The organism is Sphingobium sp. Leaf26, from assembly GCF_001421665.1.
Classification (GTDB): domain Bacteria; phylum Pseudomonadota; class Alphaproteobacteria; order Sphingomonadales; family Sphingomonadaceae; genus Sphingobium.
Genome location: NZ_LMKV01000029.1, coordinates 134,467 through 150,695, shown reverse-complemented (window position 1 = coordinate 150,695; position 16,229 = coordinate 134,467). Strand labels below are relative to the sequence as shown.

The 16,229-nt window shown below is 65.9% G+C and carries 16 protein-coding genes; 3 read left to right on the top strand and 13 right to left on the bottom strand.

The genetic code is table 11. The annotated features are described in order from the left end of the window. Positions 1–54: 54 nt before the first annotated feature. From ASE85_RS18230 to ASE85_RS18205, 6 genes are all read right to left on the bottom strand, one after another. On the bottom strand, positions 55–1,290 hold the full coding sequence (locus tag ASE85_RS18230) for a murein hydrolase activator EnvC family protein (protein WP_056691838.1): 1,236 nt from the start codon (positions 1,288–1,290) through the stop codon (positions 55–57). Between the two features lie 52 nt (positions 1,291–1,342). Beyond that, on the bottom strand, positions 1,343–1,765 hold the full coding sequence (locus tag ASE85_RS18225) for a 23S rRNA (pseudouridine(1915)-N(3))-methyltransferase RlmH (protein WP_056691836.1): 423 nt from the start codon (positions 1,763–1,765) through the stop codon (positions 1,343–1,345). Positions 1,766–1,894: 129 nt separating this feature from the next. Continuing rightward, positions 1,895–2,284 (bottom strand): ribosome silencing factor, encoded by a 390-nt coding sequence (rsfS, locus tag ASE85_RS18220; RefSeq protein WP_056691831.1) that lies wholly within the window; start codon positions 2,282–2,284, stop codon positions 1,895–1,897. 12 nt (positions 2,285–2,296) lie between these two features. Continuing rightward, a complete protein-coding gene (locus ASE85_RS18215) occupies positions 2,297–2,926 on the bottom strand; it encodes a nicotinate-nucleotide adenylyltransferase (RefSeq protein ID WP_056691828.1) in 630 nt (209 codons plus the stop codon). 318 nt (positions 2,927–3,244) lie between these two features. Further along, positions 3,245–4,759 (bottom strand): DNA recombination protein RmuC, encoded by a 1,515-nt coding sequence (gene rmuC, locus ASE85_RS18210; protein ID WP_056691826.1) that lies wholly within the window; start codon positions 4,757–4,759, stop codon positions 3,245–3,247. A 125-nt stretch (positions 4,760–4,884) separates the two neighbouring features. Then, a complete protein-coding gene (locus tag ASE85_RS18205; protein ID WP_056691823.1) occupies positions 4,885–5,883 on the bottom strand; it encodes a GlxA family transcriptional regulator in 999 nt (332 codons plus the stop codon). A gap of 132 nt (positions 5,884–6,015) precedes the next feature. Between ASE85_RS18205 and ASE85_RS18200 the strand changes: the two genes are divergently transcribed. The 3 genes from ASE85_RS18200 (at position 6,016) to ASE85_RS18190 (ending at position 8,365) form a co-directional block, all read left to right on the top strand. Further along, positions 6,016–6,846 (top strand): alpha/beta fold hydrolase, encoded by an 831-nt coding sequence (locus tag ASE85_RS18200; protein ID WP_056691821.1) that lies wholly within the window; start codon positions 6,016–6,018, stop codon positions 6,844–6,846. Between the two features lie 67 nt (positions 6,847–6,913). Beyond that, positions 6,914–7,690, top strand: a complete 777-nt coding sequence (locus ASE85_RS18195) for an SDR family NAD(P)-dependent oxidoreductase (protein WP_056691819.1) — start codon at positions 6,914–6,916, stop codon at positions 7,688–7,690. 162 nt (positions 7,691–7,852) lie between these two features. Then, complete coding sequence (locus ASE85_RS18190; protein ID WP_056691816.1) at positions 7,853–8,365, top strand: hypothetical protein; 513 nt, start codon at positions 7,853–7,855, stop codon at positions 8,363–8,365. Here the strand turns inward: ASE85_RS18190 and ASE85_RS18185 are convergent. The 7 genes from ASE85_RS18185 to ASE85_RS18155 form a co-directional block, all read right to left on the bottom strand. Next, positions 8,320–9,495 (bottom strand): aminotransferase, encoded by a 1,176-nt coding sequence (locus tag ASE85_RS18185; protein WP_056691813.1) that lies wholly within the window; start codon positions 9,493–9,495, stop codon positions 8,320–8,322. The genes ASE85_RS18190 and ASE85_RS18185 overlap by 46 nt on opposite strands. Positions 9,496–9,565: 70 nt before the next feature. Further along, on the bottom strand, positions 9,566–10,003 hold the full coding sequence (locus tag ASE85_RS18180) for an SWIM zinc finger family protein (RefSeq protein ID WP_056691810.1): 438 nt from the start codon (positions 10,001–10,003) through the stop codon (positions 9,566–9,568). Positions 10,004–10,022: 19 nt separating this feature from the next. Next, the gene (gene guaA, locus ASE85_RS18175; protein WP_056691807.1) at positions 10,023–11,582 is read right to left on the bottom strand and encodes a glutamine-hydrolyzing GMP synthase; all 1,560 of its coding nucleotides are present in this window, start codon (positions 11,580–11,582) and stop codon (positions 10,023–10,025) included. Positions 11,583–11,667: 85 nt separating this feature from the next. Next, entirely contained in the window at positions 11,668–12,891 is a 1,224-nt protein-coding gene (locus tag ASE85_RS18170; RefSeq protein ID WP_056691804.1) for a TCR/Tet family MFS transporter, read from the bottom strand. 131 nt (positions 12,892–13,022) lie between these two features. Continuing rightward, a complete protein-coding gene (locus ASE85_RS18165; RefSeq protein ID WP_056691801.1) occupies positions 13,023–14,735 on the bottom strand; it encodes a flotillin domain-containing protein in 1,713 nt (570 codons plus the stop codon). Positions 14,736–14,744: 9 nt separating this feature from the next. Beyond that, positions 14,745–15,344: an OB-fold-containig protein gene (locus tag ASE85_RS18160; protein ID WP_056691798.1), complete on the bottom strand. Its 600-nt coding sequence runs from the start codon at positions 15,342–15,344 to the stop codon at positions 14,745–14,747. A gap of 140 nt (positions 15,345–15,484) precedes the next feature. Next, on the bottom strand, positions 15,485–16,126 hold the full coding sequence (locus ASE85_RS18155; RefSeq protein ID WP_200928397.1) for a hypothetical protein: 642 nt from the start codon (positions 16,124–16,126) through the stop codon (positions 15,485–15,487). Between the last annotated feature and the right edge of the window lie 103 nt (positions 16,127–16,229).

Below are 16,229 nucleotides of genomic sequence, written 5' to 3'. Positions count from 1 at the left end.
TGACACGCTATGGGCAATCGCATCAGCGCTCAACGGTAAACATCGTTCCGGTCATCAGCCCAGCCCCACAAGCGGGACGATATCGACCGGCCGGCCGTTGCGGCGCAGTTCGACGGTGATGTCGGGGCGTTCGGCGCCGGTGATGCCGACCGGTTCGCCCTGTCGCACGGTGTCGCCGACCTGCGCCGTCACGCGGTGGAGGCCGGTGATGAGCGTGGTCCAGCCCTGTCCATGGTCGATGATCAATATCTGCCCATAGTCGCGATAGGGGCCGGCAAAGGCGATGCGACCGGCGGTGGGGGCGATCGCCTGCGCGCCGGGCTGCGTCACCAGCGTCAGGCCGCGCGAACGGACACCGCCATCATTGACCTCGCCCATGCCGGTGACGAGCTGGCCGATCACCGGCAGCCGATAAGGGGGCGGGCCGCCGGCGGAGGCATCGCGCTCCGGGCCGGGCGCGCCGGCCTGATCGGGGCGGGCGGGGCGCAGCAGCGGGCCGGACAAGGCCGCCAGTCGATCGCGCAGGTCGCCCGCTTCCTCCAGCCGGTCCATCAGGTCGACAATGTCGCGCGCCCGCTCGCCCAGCGCCAGCGCCCGTTCGCTCTCCATCCCCGCATTGGACCGATAGTCGCGGGCGGCCACACGCTTTTGGGCTTCGAGCGCAGCAAGGGCGGTCTGCCGTTCCTTGCGGTCGGCCTGCGCCTTTGTCAGGGCGTCGGCGGCCTGCTGGGCGGTGGCGCGCAGGGCGCGGCTCTTGTCCAGTTCCTGCCGCAGGCCGGCGGTGCGCTGTTCGATGACGGGCAGCACCTGCCCCAATACCGCGCGCATATGGACGGCGTCGGCCACCGATCCGGGTTGCACCAGCGCGAGCGTCAGCGGGCGGCGGGCCATCATCTGGAGCGCGGCAGTCAGGCGGACGACGGGTTCCTGCTTCGCGGCGAGGCGGGCGGCCTGGGCGCGTTGCAACCGGTTGATGATGGCGATGCGGGCCTGTGCCGCCTGGATATCGGCTTCCGCCTGCTGGATGCGGGCGGCGATGGCGGCGGCGCGGCGGCGGGCCTGTTCGGCTTCGTCACGGGCGGCGCTGGCCTGTTGTTCGAGGCGGGCGGAGCGATCGCGCGCCTCATCCGACTGGCGTCGGGCATTTTTCAGGGACTGCTGCTCCTGCGCCAGCGTCGTGCCGGCGGTGCCGGACAGGATGATGGCGCTATCGTCCGCCGCGGGCAGGCGCGTGGCGGCGAGGGCCAGAAAGCCCGCCAGTCCGCCCGCGATGATGATATTGCGCTTCACCCGATGCCCTGTCCCTGCATGGCCTTTGCCTAGGCGCAAAGCGGGCGTCTTTCTAGCCTTCGCGGTGATAGGGGTGGTTCGCCAGGATGGAGCAGGCGCGCCAGAGTTGTTCGGCCAGCATCGCGCGGGCCATCATGTGCGGCCAGGTCATCGCGCCAAAGGCGATGAGCAGGTCGGCATTGGCGCGCTCGGCATCATCGAAACCGTCGGCCGCGCCGATCAGGAAGCGGCATTCGCGGGTGCCCGCATCGCGCCAGCCCTCGATCCGGCGGGCAAAGTCCATCGATCCGAGTTGCTTGCCCTTTTCGTCCAGCATGACGGTGACGGCGCCGGGACCGACGGGGGGCAGCTTGCCACCCCGGTCGGGCATTTCGGTGATCTTGTGCGGCATGGTCAGTCGCTTGACATAGCGATCGACCAGTTCGGCCTCGGGCGAGCGCCCGATCTTGCCGCGCGCGATGATGTGGAGGAGCACACTCTACTCCGTTCATGCTGAGTAGGAGCGAAGCCCCGTATCGAAGTATCCGCGCGATCCTTCGATACGCCCCCCGGATCACGTCCGGGGTCAGCGGCTACTCAGGACGAACGGAGATTGCCTGAAAGTTCAGGCGTTGCCCGCGACCGGTGCGTCGACGAAGCCCCACATCCGTTCCAGATTGTAGAAGCTGCGTACTTCCGGCTTGAACAGATGGACGATCACGTCGCCGGCGTCGATCAGCACCCAGTCGGCGACCGGAAGGCCCTCGACCCGCGCGGAGCGACCCGTTTCCTTCTTGATCCGTTCGGCGAGATGCTGGGCGATCGCTGCGACCTGACGCGACGAACGGCCGCTCGCGATCACCATATAATCGGCGATGCTGCTCTTGCCTTCCAGCGGGATGGAGATGGTTTCCTGTGCCTGGTCGTCGTCCAGCGATTGCATGACAAGGGCGTGCAGGGCGGCCACGGATTCGGCACCAGGGGCCGTGTCGTTGGCAGGGGCGAGGTTAGACAATTAAACTCCAATCTAGATGACGTACCGGCGCGTGAGCGGATCGCGCACACACGTTGCTTCATATTCGCGATGCCAGAGGGGGTTCGCCTGCCGCAGCAGGGTCGCCGATCTTGGATCAGGGCGGAAGCGCAATAGCACGAGCGCCGGTGGTCTCCAATTCGTCCAGTCTGCACTCTGGCGCGCGGACCGGACGAAGCGCCGCAGCCAGCTCATGGCCACAGAGCCACGGGCACCCCTATCATAGCGCGGACGGGCGATCACGGCAATGGGCATTTGCCGGGCGATGCCGCGCCAGTCGCGCCATCGGCCAAATTGCGCCAGATTGTCGGCCCCCATCAGCCAGATGAAGCGGTTGCGCGGGTAGCGCCGGGTCAGTGCGCGGAGCGTGTCGATGGTGTAGCGGGTGCGCAGGTGACGCTCGATCGCGGTCGCGCGAATCGGAGCGCGGCGGGCGATCTTGCGGGCATGGGCGAGGCGCGCGGGGAGCGGGGCCATGCCCTTTGCGGGTTTTAGGGGATTGCCGGGGGAGACGAGCCACCAGATTTCATCAAGGTCTAGGGCGGCCCTGGCGAACAGGGATATGGCGCGATGGCCATCATGGGCCGGATTGAAGGAGCCGCCGAGCAGGCCGATCTTTTTCATGGGCCTGCCATGCCAGCGCCGGGCCAAGGCTGCAACGGTGGACGATGACAGGCGATCCCGTCAATGATCGGCGGCGCGTTTCCATTGGCGCTGATAGGGAATCCGGTCGAGCTTTGCCATCAGGTCCGCAAAGGGACCATCCGCCCGCGTGGCGGGCCGGTGTGATGGCATAATCCTCTCTGTCTTGTGTTCAGGCCGCCGCAGCGGGCGGCGGAATAGTATGGACTTCCACATGACACTCTCCGACCCGCGACATGTTGATCCGTGCCGCTTCTGGTGAAGATACGCGGGGGGGCGGAGGCTTGTTCCTGCTTTATTTCATTCCGCCGCCGGCAGAGCGCGCGCCTCGTCGGTCTGGGCGTCGCGCGCCAGAACGTCGAGCGGCTCCATCGCCTCGATCTCCTTGCCGCCGGTTTCGATGTCGAGGTCGCGGAATTTGCGGCCGGTGGACAGGACACGGCTTTCGAAGCTGCCGATGAAGCTGTTATAGTTGGAAACGGCGCTGTTGAGGCCGGAGCCGAGACGCTTCAAATGGGTCGCGGCGACGGACAGTCGCTCATAGAGTTCCTTGCCAAGCTGGCCGACCTGCTGTGCCTGTTCCTGCATCTTGGCCTGCCGCCAATGACCCGCCAGCGTGCGGGCGAGGGGAAGGAAGGTGGCGGGGCCGCAGATGATGACGCGATTCTTGGCCGCGCGCTCCCACAGGTCCATGTCCGCTTCCAGCGCGGCGGTGACGAAATTGTCGCCGGGGACATACATGATGACGAAGTCGGGCGCCTTGTCGAACTGCTCCCAATAGGCCTTGCGCCCCAGCGCGTCGGCATGGGTGCGCATGGCGCGGGCATGGTCGAGCATATGGGCGTCGCGTAAGCCGGGATCGACCTGATCGACGGCGTTCAGATAGGCGACGAGCGAGCATTTGACATCGACCACCATCTGCTGGTCGCCGGGCAGGTTGATGATGAAGTCCGGCCGCATCCTGCCATCTTCTACCGCGACCGAAACCTCTTCCTTGAAGTCCACGAAGGGGGAGAGGCCGGCGGTTTCGATGAGGTTCTTGAACTGCTGCTCGCCCCAGCGGCCGCGGGTCTTGGGCGCGGCGCGCAGGGCGTTGACCAGCTTCGCCGTCTCCTCACGCACCTGGCCCTGGCCCAGATGGACCTGCTGCACCGCCTCGCGCAGTTCGGCATAGCTGCCGACCCGATCCTTCTCGACGCGGGCCAGCCCTTCCTCATAGCGTTTGAGGGTGGTTTCGACCGGGTTGAGCAGGGTCTTGAGCTGCGCCTCGCTCTTCTCGTTCGCCTGGGCGAAGCGCTGGTCGGCGCGGGTCAGGAACTGGGTCTGGGCCTGATCCAGCAGCTTGCCGCCAATCTCGCTGAACTGGGCGGAGAGTTGCTCCTTGGCGTCCCTGAGCGCGGCGATCTGCTGCTCGAACGCCTGGGTGCGGGCTTGCGTGTCCGATTTGAGCGCGGCCAGTTCGCGTAGCGCGGCTTCGCGGTCGGCCTGGATCGATTCGATACGCTGGGCGGCGGCGGCTTGCAGCGCTTCATGCTTTTGCGTGGCGGCGATCTGGACCGAGTCCAGCCGCTGGTCGGCGGCCTGCTGCGCGGCTTCGAGCCGGGCGATCCGGGTCGCGGCCTGATGAACGCGCTCCTGCTCCACCGCCAGTTCGGCGATGGCGCCGTTGCGCTGGCTGGCGGCAAGGTCCAGCTTGCCGGCAAGGTCGGCCTTTTCGGCGGCCAGCGGCGCCAGCGCCCTGCCCCGGAGCAGCCAGCCGACGGCGAGGCCGATCAGCAGGGCGATGACGATCAGAAGGGCGGCCAGGCTGTCCATTGCATATCCTTGTCTGGAACGAAACGGGAATCTAGCGGGCGGGGCCGGCGGCCGCAAGTGAGACAGCGAGTTAGACAGTCGAATCATACAGCGAAAATTCGATAGTTAGCTAACTACCTATAGGATCAGGCCGCCTGTTTCGCCGGCGCCGCGAAGCGCTGGCGATAGTCGCCCGGCGACAGGCCGACGAGGCGATGGAACAGTTTGCGGAAGGCGGCGGCATCCTCATAGCCGACGCTCCAGGCGATCTGGTCGATGCTGCGCTTGGTAAATTCCAGATGCTCGCGGGCCTTGGCCACCCGCAGATGCTGGACATATTCGATCGGGGTCATGGCGGTCGCGGCCTTGAAGCGGCGCTGGAAGGTGCGTTCCTCCAACGCCGCCTGCGCCGTCATCTCGCCGACGCTGACGGGTTTGGCTTCACGGGCGGCGAGCCAGTGCTGGACCTTCAATATCACTTCGTCGCCATGGCTCATGCGCGGCATGAAGCGGGCGAAATGCTTCTGTTCGCGCCCGGCGGTGTCGATCAGCAGGAATTTGGCGGTGTCGAGCATCACCGTGGGGCCGAGCAGCCGGTCGACCAGCCGCAGGCCAAGGTCGGTCCATGCCATCAGGCCGCCGGCGGTGATGATGTCGCCATCGTCGATGACGATGCGGTCGCAATCCAGCTTCACTTGCGGAAAGCGGGTGCGGAATTGATCGGCGAACCACCAGTGGGTCGTGGCGGGCCGGCCGTCGAGCAGGCCGGTGGCGGCGAGCAGGAAGGCGCCGCCGCAATTGGAGGCGAGCGTCGCGCCCTGGGCATGGCGATCGAGCAGCCAGCGAGCATAGGGTGCGGCCTCCTGCGCATCCGGCACGCCGCTCAGGCGGCCGGGGATGAGCCAGATGTCGGGTGTGCCGGGCAACCCGTCATGCGTGTCGTGGCAGCGGACGAAGCCGCCATCCGCCTGCCTCTGCCAATGGCTGGCGCGCACAAGCGGGCCGCCATGCTGGTGCGAATATTGCCCGGCGATGGCGAGCAGGTCGGTCATCCCATGGACCATCGCCTGCTGGCAGTCGGGATAGAGCAGGATGCCGATTTCGGCCCTTGGCGCCCGTATTGCTGGAGGCGGCGTAACGATCATGATCGCACCTTTGTCGGAATCGGCCCGCTTAATGTCGGAACCGCCAATCCCGATCTTCCGCGATTCCCCCTAATTCTGCAAGCACAGGGCGTGAGGGACGCCTTTCCGAGAGATGGACGAAGGGATTTCATCATGAGCAATTATGTCACCACCCAGGACGGCACCCGCATCTTCTACAAGGATTGGGGGCCGCGCGATGGCCAGCCGATCGTCTTCTCCCATGGCTGGCCGTTGTCGGCCGATGCCTGGGACGCGCAGATGGTGTTTTTCGCCGATCGCGGCTTTCGTACCATTGCCCATGACCGCCGCAGCCATGGCCGGTCGGATCAGGTGTGGGCCAACAACAGCATGGACCAATATGCCGACGATCTGGCGGAGCTGATCGCGGCGCTGGACCTGACGGATGTGGTGCTGGTCGGCCATTCGACCGGCGGCGGCGAAGTCACCCGCTATGTCGGCCGCCATGGCACGGCGCGGGTCGCGAAGCTGGCGCTGATCGGTGCGGTGCCGCCGTTGATGCTGAAGACGGAGACCAATCCGGGCGGGTTGGGCATCGAGATATTCGACGGTATCCGCAAGGGGACGTTCGACAATCGCAGCCAGTTCTTCAAGGATCTGACCATCCCTTTCTACGGCTATAATCGCGACGGAGCGGCGATTTCGGACGGGGTTCGTGACGATTTCGTGCGGCAGGGGATGATGGGCGGCCTGAAGGGCCAGCTCGACTCGATCCGCGCCTTTTCCGAGAGTGATTTCCATGCGGACCTCGCGAAGGTCGATGTGCCCACGCTCGTCCTGCATGGCGATGACGACCAGATCGTGCCGATCGGTGCGGCCGCGCTGTCCACCATCAAGATCGTTACGGAGGCGGTGCTGATCGTGTATGAAGGGGCCGACCATGGGTTGACGGTCACGCATCAGGATCGGTTCAACGCCGACCTTCTCGATTTCATCAACGGCTGACAATTCCGACCCCGTTCGGACTTCGACAGATTCGGACCGGACGGGATCGTTTTCAAGGAGACTTCCCATGACCAACGAAACCATCCTCATCACCGGCGCGTCGGACGGCATCGGCGCGGTCTATGCCGATCGCTTTGCCAGGCGTGGCGCCAATCTGATCCTCGTCGCCCGGCGCGCGGCGAAGCTGGAAGCGCTGGCCGCGCAATTGCGCGGAACCGGCGTTGTCGTCGAGGTGATCGCGGCCGATCTGTCCAGGGCGGACGACCTCGCCCGGATCGAGGCGCGACTGCGCGACGACGATGCCATTACCGGGCTGATCAACAATGCCGGGATCGCCGGGGAGCAGGCCTTTACCGAGACGGACCCGGCCTATCTCACCGGCCTGATCACCCTCAACATAATGGCGGTGACGCGGCTGTCGCGTGCGGTGGCGCCACGCTTTGCAGAGAAAGGCGCAGGGACGCTCATCAACATCACGTCGGTCACGGCGCTGATGCCCGATGGTTTCACGGCGGTCTATCCGGCGAGCAAGGCCTATGTGCTGGCCTTTACCGAGGCGTTGCAGGTCGAACTGGGCGGCAAGGGGGTGAAGGTGCAGGCGGTGTTGCCGGGCATTACCCGCACCGCCATCTGGACCGCCGAGCAGATCGCCACCATGCCCGACGCGATGGTGATGGATGTCGGGGTGATGGTCGATGCGGCGCTGGCAGGACTGGACATGGGTGAGGCGATCACCATTCCGGCGCTGCCGGAGCGGGGCGATTTCGACGCTTACATGGCCGCGCGGGCGGCTTTGCGGCCCAACCTGTCGCTGAAGGCGGCGGCGGCGCGCTATCGGGTTTGAACCAACTCTTCCAACAGCACCGTTCATGCTGAGCCTGTCGAAGCCCTTTTACAGAAGAAAAGGGAGGCCCCCCGCGACTGACTGCTTGCAGCAGTCGCTCAGGACAGGCTTCGACAAGCGCGGGGCGAACGGAGGTCAGGTTGCAATCGAAGGAGACATATCATGATCCTCGGTCTTTCCATTCCCGCTTTCATTGCGCTGCATGTCGCGATCAGTCTGGTCGGGATCGTCGCGGGACTTGTTGCCCTGCCGGCGCAGGCGAAAGGGCATTTCCTGCCCCGGACGCAGGCGATTTTCCTCATTGCCACCTTGCTCACCAGCCTGACCGGCTTCCTCTTTCCGTTTCGGGGCTTCACGCCGGCGATCGGCGTCGGGATCGTCTCGACGCTGGTGCTGATCGTCGCCTTTGTGGCCTTCTATGGACTGAAGCTGCGAGGGCGGGCGCGGGGCGTCTATGCGGTGAGCGCCACCGCGGCCCTGTGGATGAACCTGTTCGTGCTGGTGGTGCAGGGTTTCCTGAAAGTGCCGGCGCTCACCATATTGGCGCCGACCGGCAGCGAGCCGCCTTTTCTCGCGGCGCAGGGGCTGCTGCTGATCGTCATGCTGCTATTGGGCGCGGCGATCCTGCGTCAGCCCAGCGTCGCGCGGAAGGCGGCCAGCCGCGTGATCGCCTGATCCAGCGTCGCGTCCGTCTTGGCAAAGCAAAGGCGGACGAGATGGGTGGACGGATCGGCGGGATAGAAGGCGGAGAGGGGGATGGCCGCGACCCCCGCTTCGTCGATGATGCGTTCGCAGAAGCTGACGTCGTCCAGCGCGATGCCGGACGCCGGCAGGTCGATCGACAGGAACCAGGTCGCGGCGCCGGGCAGCACGGCATAGCCGGCCTGCGTGAGGCCCGCCGCCAGGCGGTCGCGCGAGGCCTGATAGGTGGCGCGCTGGTCCGCCAGCCAGTCTTCAGGCCAGCCTAGCCCCTCCGCCACCGCCCATTGCAGGTTCGGCGGGGTGGTGAAGGTCAGATATTGATGGGCGCGGGCGAGCAGGGTGGCGAGCGCGGGCGCGGCGCACATCCAGCCGACCTTCCAGCCGGTGACGGAGAAGATCTTGCCGGCCGACCCGATCTTGACGGTGCGGTCGCGCATGCCGGGCAGGCCGATCAGCGGGCGATGGGGCCGGCCGTCATAGACGGTTTCTTCCCATACCTCGTCGCAGATGGCGATCAGGTCATGGGCAATGCACAGGTCGGCGAGCAGCGCCAGTTCCTCGTCGCGCATGACCATGCCGGTCGGATTGACCGGGTTGTTCATCAGCAGGATGCGGGTGCGGGGCGTGATGGCCGCCGCCAGCGCATCGCGGGTGATGCGCCAGTCGGGCGGAGTCAGCGTGACGATGTTCGGGATACCGCCGGCGCGTTCTACGAGCGGCAGATAGGCGTCGTAGAGCGGGGCCAGCATCAGCACTTCGTCGCCCGGCCGGACGAGCGCGAGCAGGCTGGCGCACAACGCCTCCGTCGCGCCGGAGGTGACGATGACCTCCTGCGGGCTGAGGTCGAGTTGCTGATGGCGGGCATAATGCGTGGCGAGCGCGGTGCGCAGTTCGAGGAGGCCGGGCATCGGCGGATATTGGCTGGACCGGGTGAGCAGCGCGTCGGCGGCGGCTTGCAGCACGTCGCGCGGGCCGGGGCCTTCGGGGAAGCCCTGCCCCAGATTGATCGCGCCCGCCTCCCGCGCACGGGCGGACATATGTTCGAAGATGGTGGTCGGCATGTCTCGATAGACGGGATGGCCGAGGGGAGAGGCGTCGCTCATGGGGGGTGGTATAGTGGCTTGCGGCGCGAGGTCCATTGACCGCTGTACGGCATTTGGCAGCAACATGGCGTCAATCCAGGTCTTCATCCCATACGAGGCCGAGCGCGAAATGGAGTGACCGCAGCAGTTTCCAGTCCTGCATCGCCATGCCCAGCAACAGCTTTTCGAGTGATCGCCGGTCGAGTTGCGCTATCCGTGCGACGACATCCCGTTCGTTATCGGCTGGCATCTTCCCGGCTGCGGCAGCTTCGTTGGCGAGAAGTGCGGTTGCCACCATATGTTTGCAGTGACCGGCATCGTCATAGGCGGGGCAAGTGCAACGGCCCGCAACGTCCGGGCCGCGCCGTTCGAGCGAGACGGTGTAGTCATCCGCGCCAAAGGCGGCGGCAAGGACATGATCGGCGCTGGCGCTCAGCAGGATGACCTGACCCTGATCGGCATAAGTGCGCCCGCGCGCGAACGACTTCTCGCCTACAGCCTTGCGCAGGCGGTCTTCATCATAAGGCATAAGGTTGACGTGGTGGGGGTTATTCCCACTCGATCGTGCCGGGCGGCTTCGACGTGTAATCATAGACCACGCGGTTGATGCCCTTGACCTCGTTGATGATGCGGGTCGCGACGCGGCTGAGGAAGGCGGCGTCGAAGGGGTAGATGTCGGCGGTCATGCCGTCGGTCGAGGTGACGGCGCGGACGGCGCAGACGCTGTCATAGGTGCGATGGTCGCCCATCACGCCCACGGTGCGGACCGGCAGCAGCACGGCGAAGGCCTGCCAGATGGCGTCGTACAGGCCCGCGTTGCGGATTTCCTCCAGATAGATGAAGTCCGCCTTGCGCAGGATGTCGCAGCGTTCCTTGGTCACTTCGCCGGGGATGCGGATGGCGAGGCCGGGGCCGGGGAAGGGGTGGCGGCCGACGAAGATGTCGGGCAGGCCCAGTTCCTTGCCCAGCACGCGCACTTCGTCCTTGAACAGTTCGCGTAAGGGTTCGACCAGCTTCATGTTCATGCGTTCGGGCAGGCCGCCGACATTGTGGTGCGACTTGATCGTGACGCTCGGCCCCCCGGTGAAGGACACGCTTTCGATGACGTCGGGATAGAGGGTGCCCTGCGCCAGGAAGTCCGCGCCGCCGATCCTGGCGGCTTCCTCCTCGAAGACCTTGATGAATTCGCCGCCGATGAACTTGCGCTTCTTTTCGGGGTCGGTGAGGCCGGCGAGGCCGCCAAGGAAGCGGTCTTCGGCATTCACATGCACCAGTTTGATGCCATAATGTTCGCGGAACAGGCTGACGACCTGCTCGGCTTCGCCCAGACGCATCAGGCCATGGTCGACGAAGACGCAGGTGAGCTGATCGCCGATCGCTTCATGGATGAGGACGGCGGCCACGGCGGAATCGACGCCGCCGGACAGGCCGCAAATGACGCGGCCTTCGCCGACTTGCGCGCGGATCTCGGCGATCTTGGTCGCGCGGAACTCCGCCATGGTCCAGTCGCCCGCGAGGCCGCAGACATGGCGTACGAAATTGGCGAGCAGCTTGCCGCCGTCGGGGGTGTGGACGACTTCGGGATGGAATTGGGTGGCGTAGAAGCGCTTGGCTTCGTTGGCGGTGACGGCATAGGGCGCGCCCTCGCTGGTCGCGACGACCTCGAAGCCCGGCGCGAGGCTCGTCACCTTGTCGCCGTGGCTCATCCACACCTGGTGATTTTCACCCGTGGTCCACAGGCCGTCGAACAAGGCGCAGCCCTTCTTGACTTCAATGAAGGCGCGGCCGAATTCGCCGCTTTCGCCGCCTTCGACATTGCCGCCCAGTTGCTGCATCATCGTCTGCTGGCCGTAGCAGATGCCCAGGATGGGGATGCCCGCGTCGAAGAAATGCTGCGGGGCGCGGGGGCTGTCTTCCCACATGACCGAGGAGGGGCCGCCGGACAGGATGATGCCCTTGGGCTTCATGCGCTCGAAGGCTTCGGCGGCGGCGTTGAAGGGGGCGATCTCGGAATAGACGCCGGCTTCGCGGACGCGGCGGGCGATGAGCTGGGTCACCTGACTGCCGAAATCCACGATGAGGATGGAATCCTGAAGGGGCAGCGTCATCGAATCGCCTTTATATCGAGCGTGGGAAGGGATTCGCGCCCGGTTAGTCGTAGCTCGCCCCTATGTCCAGTTATGCCTTGAAACGCTATGACTGGAATTGGCGCCCTGCGCGCCAGCCGATCAACGCCGCGCCGGCAAGGATGGCGGCCGCGATCAGGAAGGCGCTGCCGATGAAGGGGATGGTCGGCCTGGGGCCGACCGACAGCGAATAGATGGCGCCGAAGAAGAGCGGGGAAATGACTCCGGCGATGGCGCCGACGCTGTTGTTCGCGCCCTGCAACTGGCCCTGTTCGGATTCCGAGACATGGCGGGTCATCAGCGACTGGATGGTCGGCATGGCAAGGCCCCAGAGCGCGTTGGGGAAGATGGCGGCGATGAAGAGGGTCGCGGTGGAGGCAAGACCCATGGACGCGATGCCGATCGCGCCGAAGCAGAGGCCCACGACCATGGTGGTGCGATCGCCCAGCCGCTTGACCACCGGGCCGACCAGCAGCCCCTGCACGCCCATGTCGAGCAGGCCGACCAGCGCGAGCAGGCTGCCGACCTGCCAGGCGCTCCAGCCGTAGCGGTCGCCGGCATAGAGGACGAAGATGGCCGAAAAGATGTGATGGGCGAAATAGAGCAGGAAATTGCCGACCGCGAGGCTTGAGAGTTCCGGGTGGGATTGCAGCAGTTTCAAGGCGCCGAACGGATTGGCGCGGCGCCAGCTAAAGGCCATGCGCTTTTCGGGCGCGAGAGATTCGGGGAGCACGACAAGGCCGTAGAGGAAAGCGAGGGCGGAGAGCAGGGCAGCGGCCCAGAAGGGCGCGCGGTGCGAGATTTCCCCCAGCAGGCCGCCGATCAGCGGCCCGGCGACGAAGCCCGCGCTGAACGCCGCGCCGATCAGGCCATAGCCCTTCGCCCGGCCCTCCGGCGGGGTGATGTCGGCCATATAGGCGAAGGTGGAGGTGAAGCTGGACGAGGTGACGCCGGCCAGGATGCGGCCCAGCGCCAGCCACCAGAGATTGGGCGCCAGCGCCATCAGCACATAATCGAGCGCGAGGCCGGCGACCGAAATGAGGATGACAGGGCGGCGGCCGAACCGGTCGGACAGGGAACCGATCAGCGGCGAGCAGATGAATTGCATGCCGGCCCAGAGCGCGACGAACAGGCCGTTCCACATGCCCGCTGCCGCGTCCGAACCGGACAACGTCTCGATCAGTTGCGGCAGGACCGGGATGACGATCCCCATCGACATGACGTCGAGCAACGCCGTGATCAGGATGAAGATGATCGCGGCGGTGCGACGCGGGGAGGCGGGGGCGGTCATGGCGGTGGGGCTATCGTGGCGGGAGGGCGATGCCAAGGGTCAGGCTGTGCAGTCCAACGGGAAAACTTGCGTTCAAGGGCACGCCCCCACCCCAAACCCTCCCCTTGAAGGGGAGGGCCGATGTCGGCTCCTTATCCTTCCGCCTTGCCCTTTTCCGGCAGAACCCGCTCCCCGCTCACAGGCGCGGCAGGTGCCGGATCGACGGCGCTCTTGACCAGCGTGTCGAGGGTCGAGCCGTCGAGGCCGAGTTCCTTCATCAGGCCGTCGATCACCGGGGCCTGGGCGCGGTAGCGCAGGGCGGCGGAGACGGCGGCGCTGGCGAGATTCTGGTCGCCGCCGGCGTTCACCATACCGTCCGTACCGCCGTTGCCGCCGCCGGTCAGGCCGTCGACCTGCACGATCTTGATCGAGTCGATCGATTCCATGGGCTTGGCGGCTTCGCGGATCAGGTCGGGCAGTATCTTGAGCAGCGCCAGCCTGGTCTGGAGCGACATCTGGTCGGACGACAGCAGGTTCGCCGCTTCGTTGACGGCGCGCTGGCCGGCGGCTTCGACTTCAAAGCGGACGCGGTCGGCCTCGGCGCGCAGCTTGACGGCTTCGGCTTCACCCTCAGCCGCGACGCGCAGCGCTTCGGCGCGGTCGGCGGCGACCTGCTTCTCGGCCTCCGCCTCGACCCGCATCGAGATGGCGGCGCGCTCGGCCTCGCGCGAGGCGTCGATCAGTTCGATCCGCTTGGCGCGCTCGGCGATTTCGGTGGCGCGTGAGGTCTGCACCTGCTCCTCTGCGGCGACGGCCTTGGCACGGGCTTCGTCGGCCTGCGCCTTGGCCTGGCTTTCCTCGCGGCTCTTGTTCTGGACCGCGATCTGCTGTTCCTGACGGGCGAGTTCGAGCGACTGGGCCTGCTGGATCTTGGCCTGCTGCACGGCGCGATCCGCCTCGATCTGCTGGCTGTCGACCAGCTTCTTCGCTTCGATCTTCGCCTGTTCGGCTTCCTGGCTGCGCAACGACTGTTCGCGGGCGACTTCGGCCGATTGCACGGCGCGGCGCATTTCGACCTCGCGCTCCTGCTCCAGCCGGGCGAATTCCGTGTCGCGGGCGATGAGCATCGACTGGCGTTCGGCCTCCAGATTCTTCGTCTCGATCTGGACGCGGGTATCCTGCTCGATATCGTTGCGGGTCTTCTTGCGCAGTTCGATCTGCTCGGTCAGCTTGGTCAGGCCCTCGGCGTCGAAGGCGTTGTTGGCGTTGAAATGTTCGATCGAGGTCTGGTCGAGGCCGGTCAGGGACACGCTTTCCAGTTCGAGGCCGTTCATGGCGAGATCGACCGACGACACCTGCTGCACCTTCTGCACGAAGTCGCCGCGCTGCTCGTGCAACTGGTTCATGGTCATGCCCGCCGCGACCGAACGCAGCGCGTCGACGAACTTGCCCTCGACCAGTTCCTTGAGCGCTTCGGGGTTCATCGTGCGCATGCCGAGCGTCTGGGCGGCGGTGGCGATCGACTGGGCATCGGGGCGGACGCGGACGTAGAATTCGGCCTTTACGTCGATGCGCAGCCGATCGAGCGTGATGAGCGCGTCGCTATTCTTGCGTTCCACCGCAAGGCGGACGGTGTTCATGTTGACCGGCATCGTCTCATGGAAGATCGGCAGCACCAGCGCGCCGCCGTTCATGACCACCTTTTCCCCGCCGAAGCCGGTGCGGACGAAGCCGATTTCCTTCGATGCACGCTTGTAGAGGCGGGCGATCACGATCCCCAGCACGATCAGGACCAGCAGGCCGCTGCCCGCGATCATCGCGTAGGGAAGGATGGAAAAACCTTGCTGGACGGCAGGCAGGGTCATGTCTGTCTCCTAGAGTATGGGTAAATAATGGTCGCCATATGAGATGGCGCGGAAGATATGATCGTCCCGGCGGACGAGCAGGATGGTTTCGCCTTCCTCCAGCGCCTGGCCCGCATTGTCGGGTTCGACCATGACATAATGGGCCTGGCCATGATGATCCTGAACGCGGGCGCGGGCGGGGGAGCCGCTGGTGGCGCGGCCGGTGACGATGCGGGCCTGGCTGCCGACCAGATGGTCGAGCGGGATGGCGGTCGTATGATCCTGCGGCAGGAGCGGGGCTACGAGGCGGGCGGCGACGCCGGTGGCGGGAAGCGCGGCGACGGCGGCGGCGGGGACGGCGATCCAGGGGGTGATCATGCCACCCCACAGGTCATGCGCCGCCTGCTGCCCCAGCAGGCCGATGATGGCGAAAAGCGTGAGGAAGAGGGCGACCAGCGCCAGCAGGGGAAGGCGGCCAAGGCCGAGCCAGCCGAGCAGGTCGGCATCGCTGTCGAGATCGAGATCGGCATCGCCGGCAAAGCCCAGCGCCTGCACGGCACCGATCAGCAGCATCAGCACCAGCGCCGACACGAAGACGATATTTTCCGGCGCGAAAAGAAAGGCTTCCACTCCCGAACCTCCTGATTCGTCGCAATGCTAGACGACGAATGGAGGCCGGGACAGGATAAAGCGACGTCGAACCCGTCGTCCCATGCCGCTTCAAGATCAGGAGGGGCGTTCCCCGGCCTGTGCCGGGGAACAGGGAAGGCTTACTGCATCACCAGATCGCGGCTGATGTAGACTTCCGCCACGCGGCCATTCTTCATGGCGCAGGTGAAGCGGCGGCTGGCCCCGTCATTGGCGCGATAGCTGGTGCGGCTTTCGACATAGCCGTCGATATTATAGCCGTCCGCCGTGGCGATGGGCGTTTCCATGTGGCGCACTTCGGCATAGCCGCCCTGCTGCTGTTCCGCTTCGTCGCGGGCGGCAACGGCGCAGGCGTCCGTCATGGCGTCGTCGGGGCCGCTCGTGCCCGCGACATCGGAAAAATCGGCGTCATCGCGCGGGCGCGGGTCATCGCGGACGTCTGTGCCGTAATCGGTGCCGCTGCGGGATGGGGGGGCGTCATATTCGCCGCCGGTGTCGGGGTCGCGGACCTTTTTGTCCTTCGACATGGAATTGGCGACGATCGCGACCGCGCCGATGATCGCGGCCACGCCGATCGCATCGCCCACGCCAAAGCCGTCGCCACGGCGATGATGGCGGTTCCAGCCGCCCTGATGGCCCCAGCCATTGCCGTAGCCGCCGCCATAGCCATAACGCGGGCGCGCCTCAGCCGCGCTGACGCTGCCCAGCAGCAATCCTGCGCCGACCAGTGCGCCTGTCATCCAGCGGGTTTTGGGTCCGATCATTGTCCTACGCCTCCTGCGATGAAGAGAGACATAGCTACGATCGGCTGTCCAGAGGGTGAACGGTTGCGGCATCGCATGACGGGCTGAGGCTGCCTCATATGCA

What these genes read in the sequence shown, in the direction of transcription:
- ASE85_RS18215 (WP_056691828.1), bottom strand. Translation starts at nt 2,926, where the DNA reads ATGAAAAAGATCGGCCTGCTCGGCGGCTCCTTCAATCCGGCCCATGAT.
- rmuC (WP_056691826.1), bottom strand. Translation starts at nt 4,759, where the DNA reads ATGGACAGCCTGGCCGCCCTTCTGATCGTCATCGCCCTGCTGATCGGC.
- ASE85_RS18205 (WP_056691823.1), bottom strand. Translation starts at nt 5,883, where the DNA reads ATGATCGTTACGCCGCCTCCAGCAATACGGGCGCCAAGGGCCGAAATC.
- ASE85_RS18200 (WP_056691821.1), top strand. Translation starts at nt 6,016, where the DNA reads ATGAGCAATTATGTCACCACCCAGGACGGCACCCGCATCTTCTACAAG.
- ASE85_RS18195 (WP_056691819.1), top strand. Translation starts at nt 6,914, where the DNA reads ATGACCAACGAAACCATCCTCATCACCGGCGCGTCGGACGGCATCGGC.
- ASE85_RS18190 (WP_056691816.1), top strand. Translation starts at nt 7,853, where the DNA reads ATGATCCTCGGTCTTTCCATTCCCGCTTTCATTGCGCTGCATGTCGCG.
- ASE85_RS18185 (WP_056691813.1), bottom strand. Translation starts at nt 9,495, where the DNA reads ATGAGCGACGCCTCTCCCCTCGGCCATCCCGTCTATCGAGACATGCCG.
- ASE85_RS18180 (WP_056691810.1), bottom strand. Translation starts at nt 10,003, where the DNA reads ATGCCTTATGATGAAGACCGCCTGCGCAAGGCTGTAGGCGAGAAGTCG.
- guaA (WP_056691807.1), bottom strand. Translation starts at nt 11,582, where the DNA reads ATGACGCTGCCCCTTCAGGATTCCATCCTCATCGTGGATTTCGGCAGT.
- ASE85_RS18170 (WP_056691804.1), bottom strand. Translation starts at nt 12,891, where the DNA reads ATGACCGCCCCCGCCTCCCCGCGTCGCACCGCCGCGATCATCTTCATC.
- ASE85_RS18165 (WP_056691801.1), bottom strand. Translation starts at nt 14,735, where the DNA reads ATGACCCTGCCTGCCGTCCAGCAAGGTTTTTCCATCCTTCCCTACGCG.
- ASE85_RS18155 (WP_200928397.1), bottom strand. Translation starts at nt 16,126, where the DNA reads ATGATCGGACCCAAAACCCGCTGGATGACAGGCGCACTGGTCGGCGCA.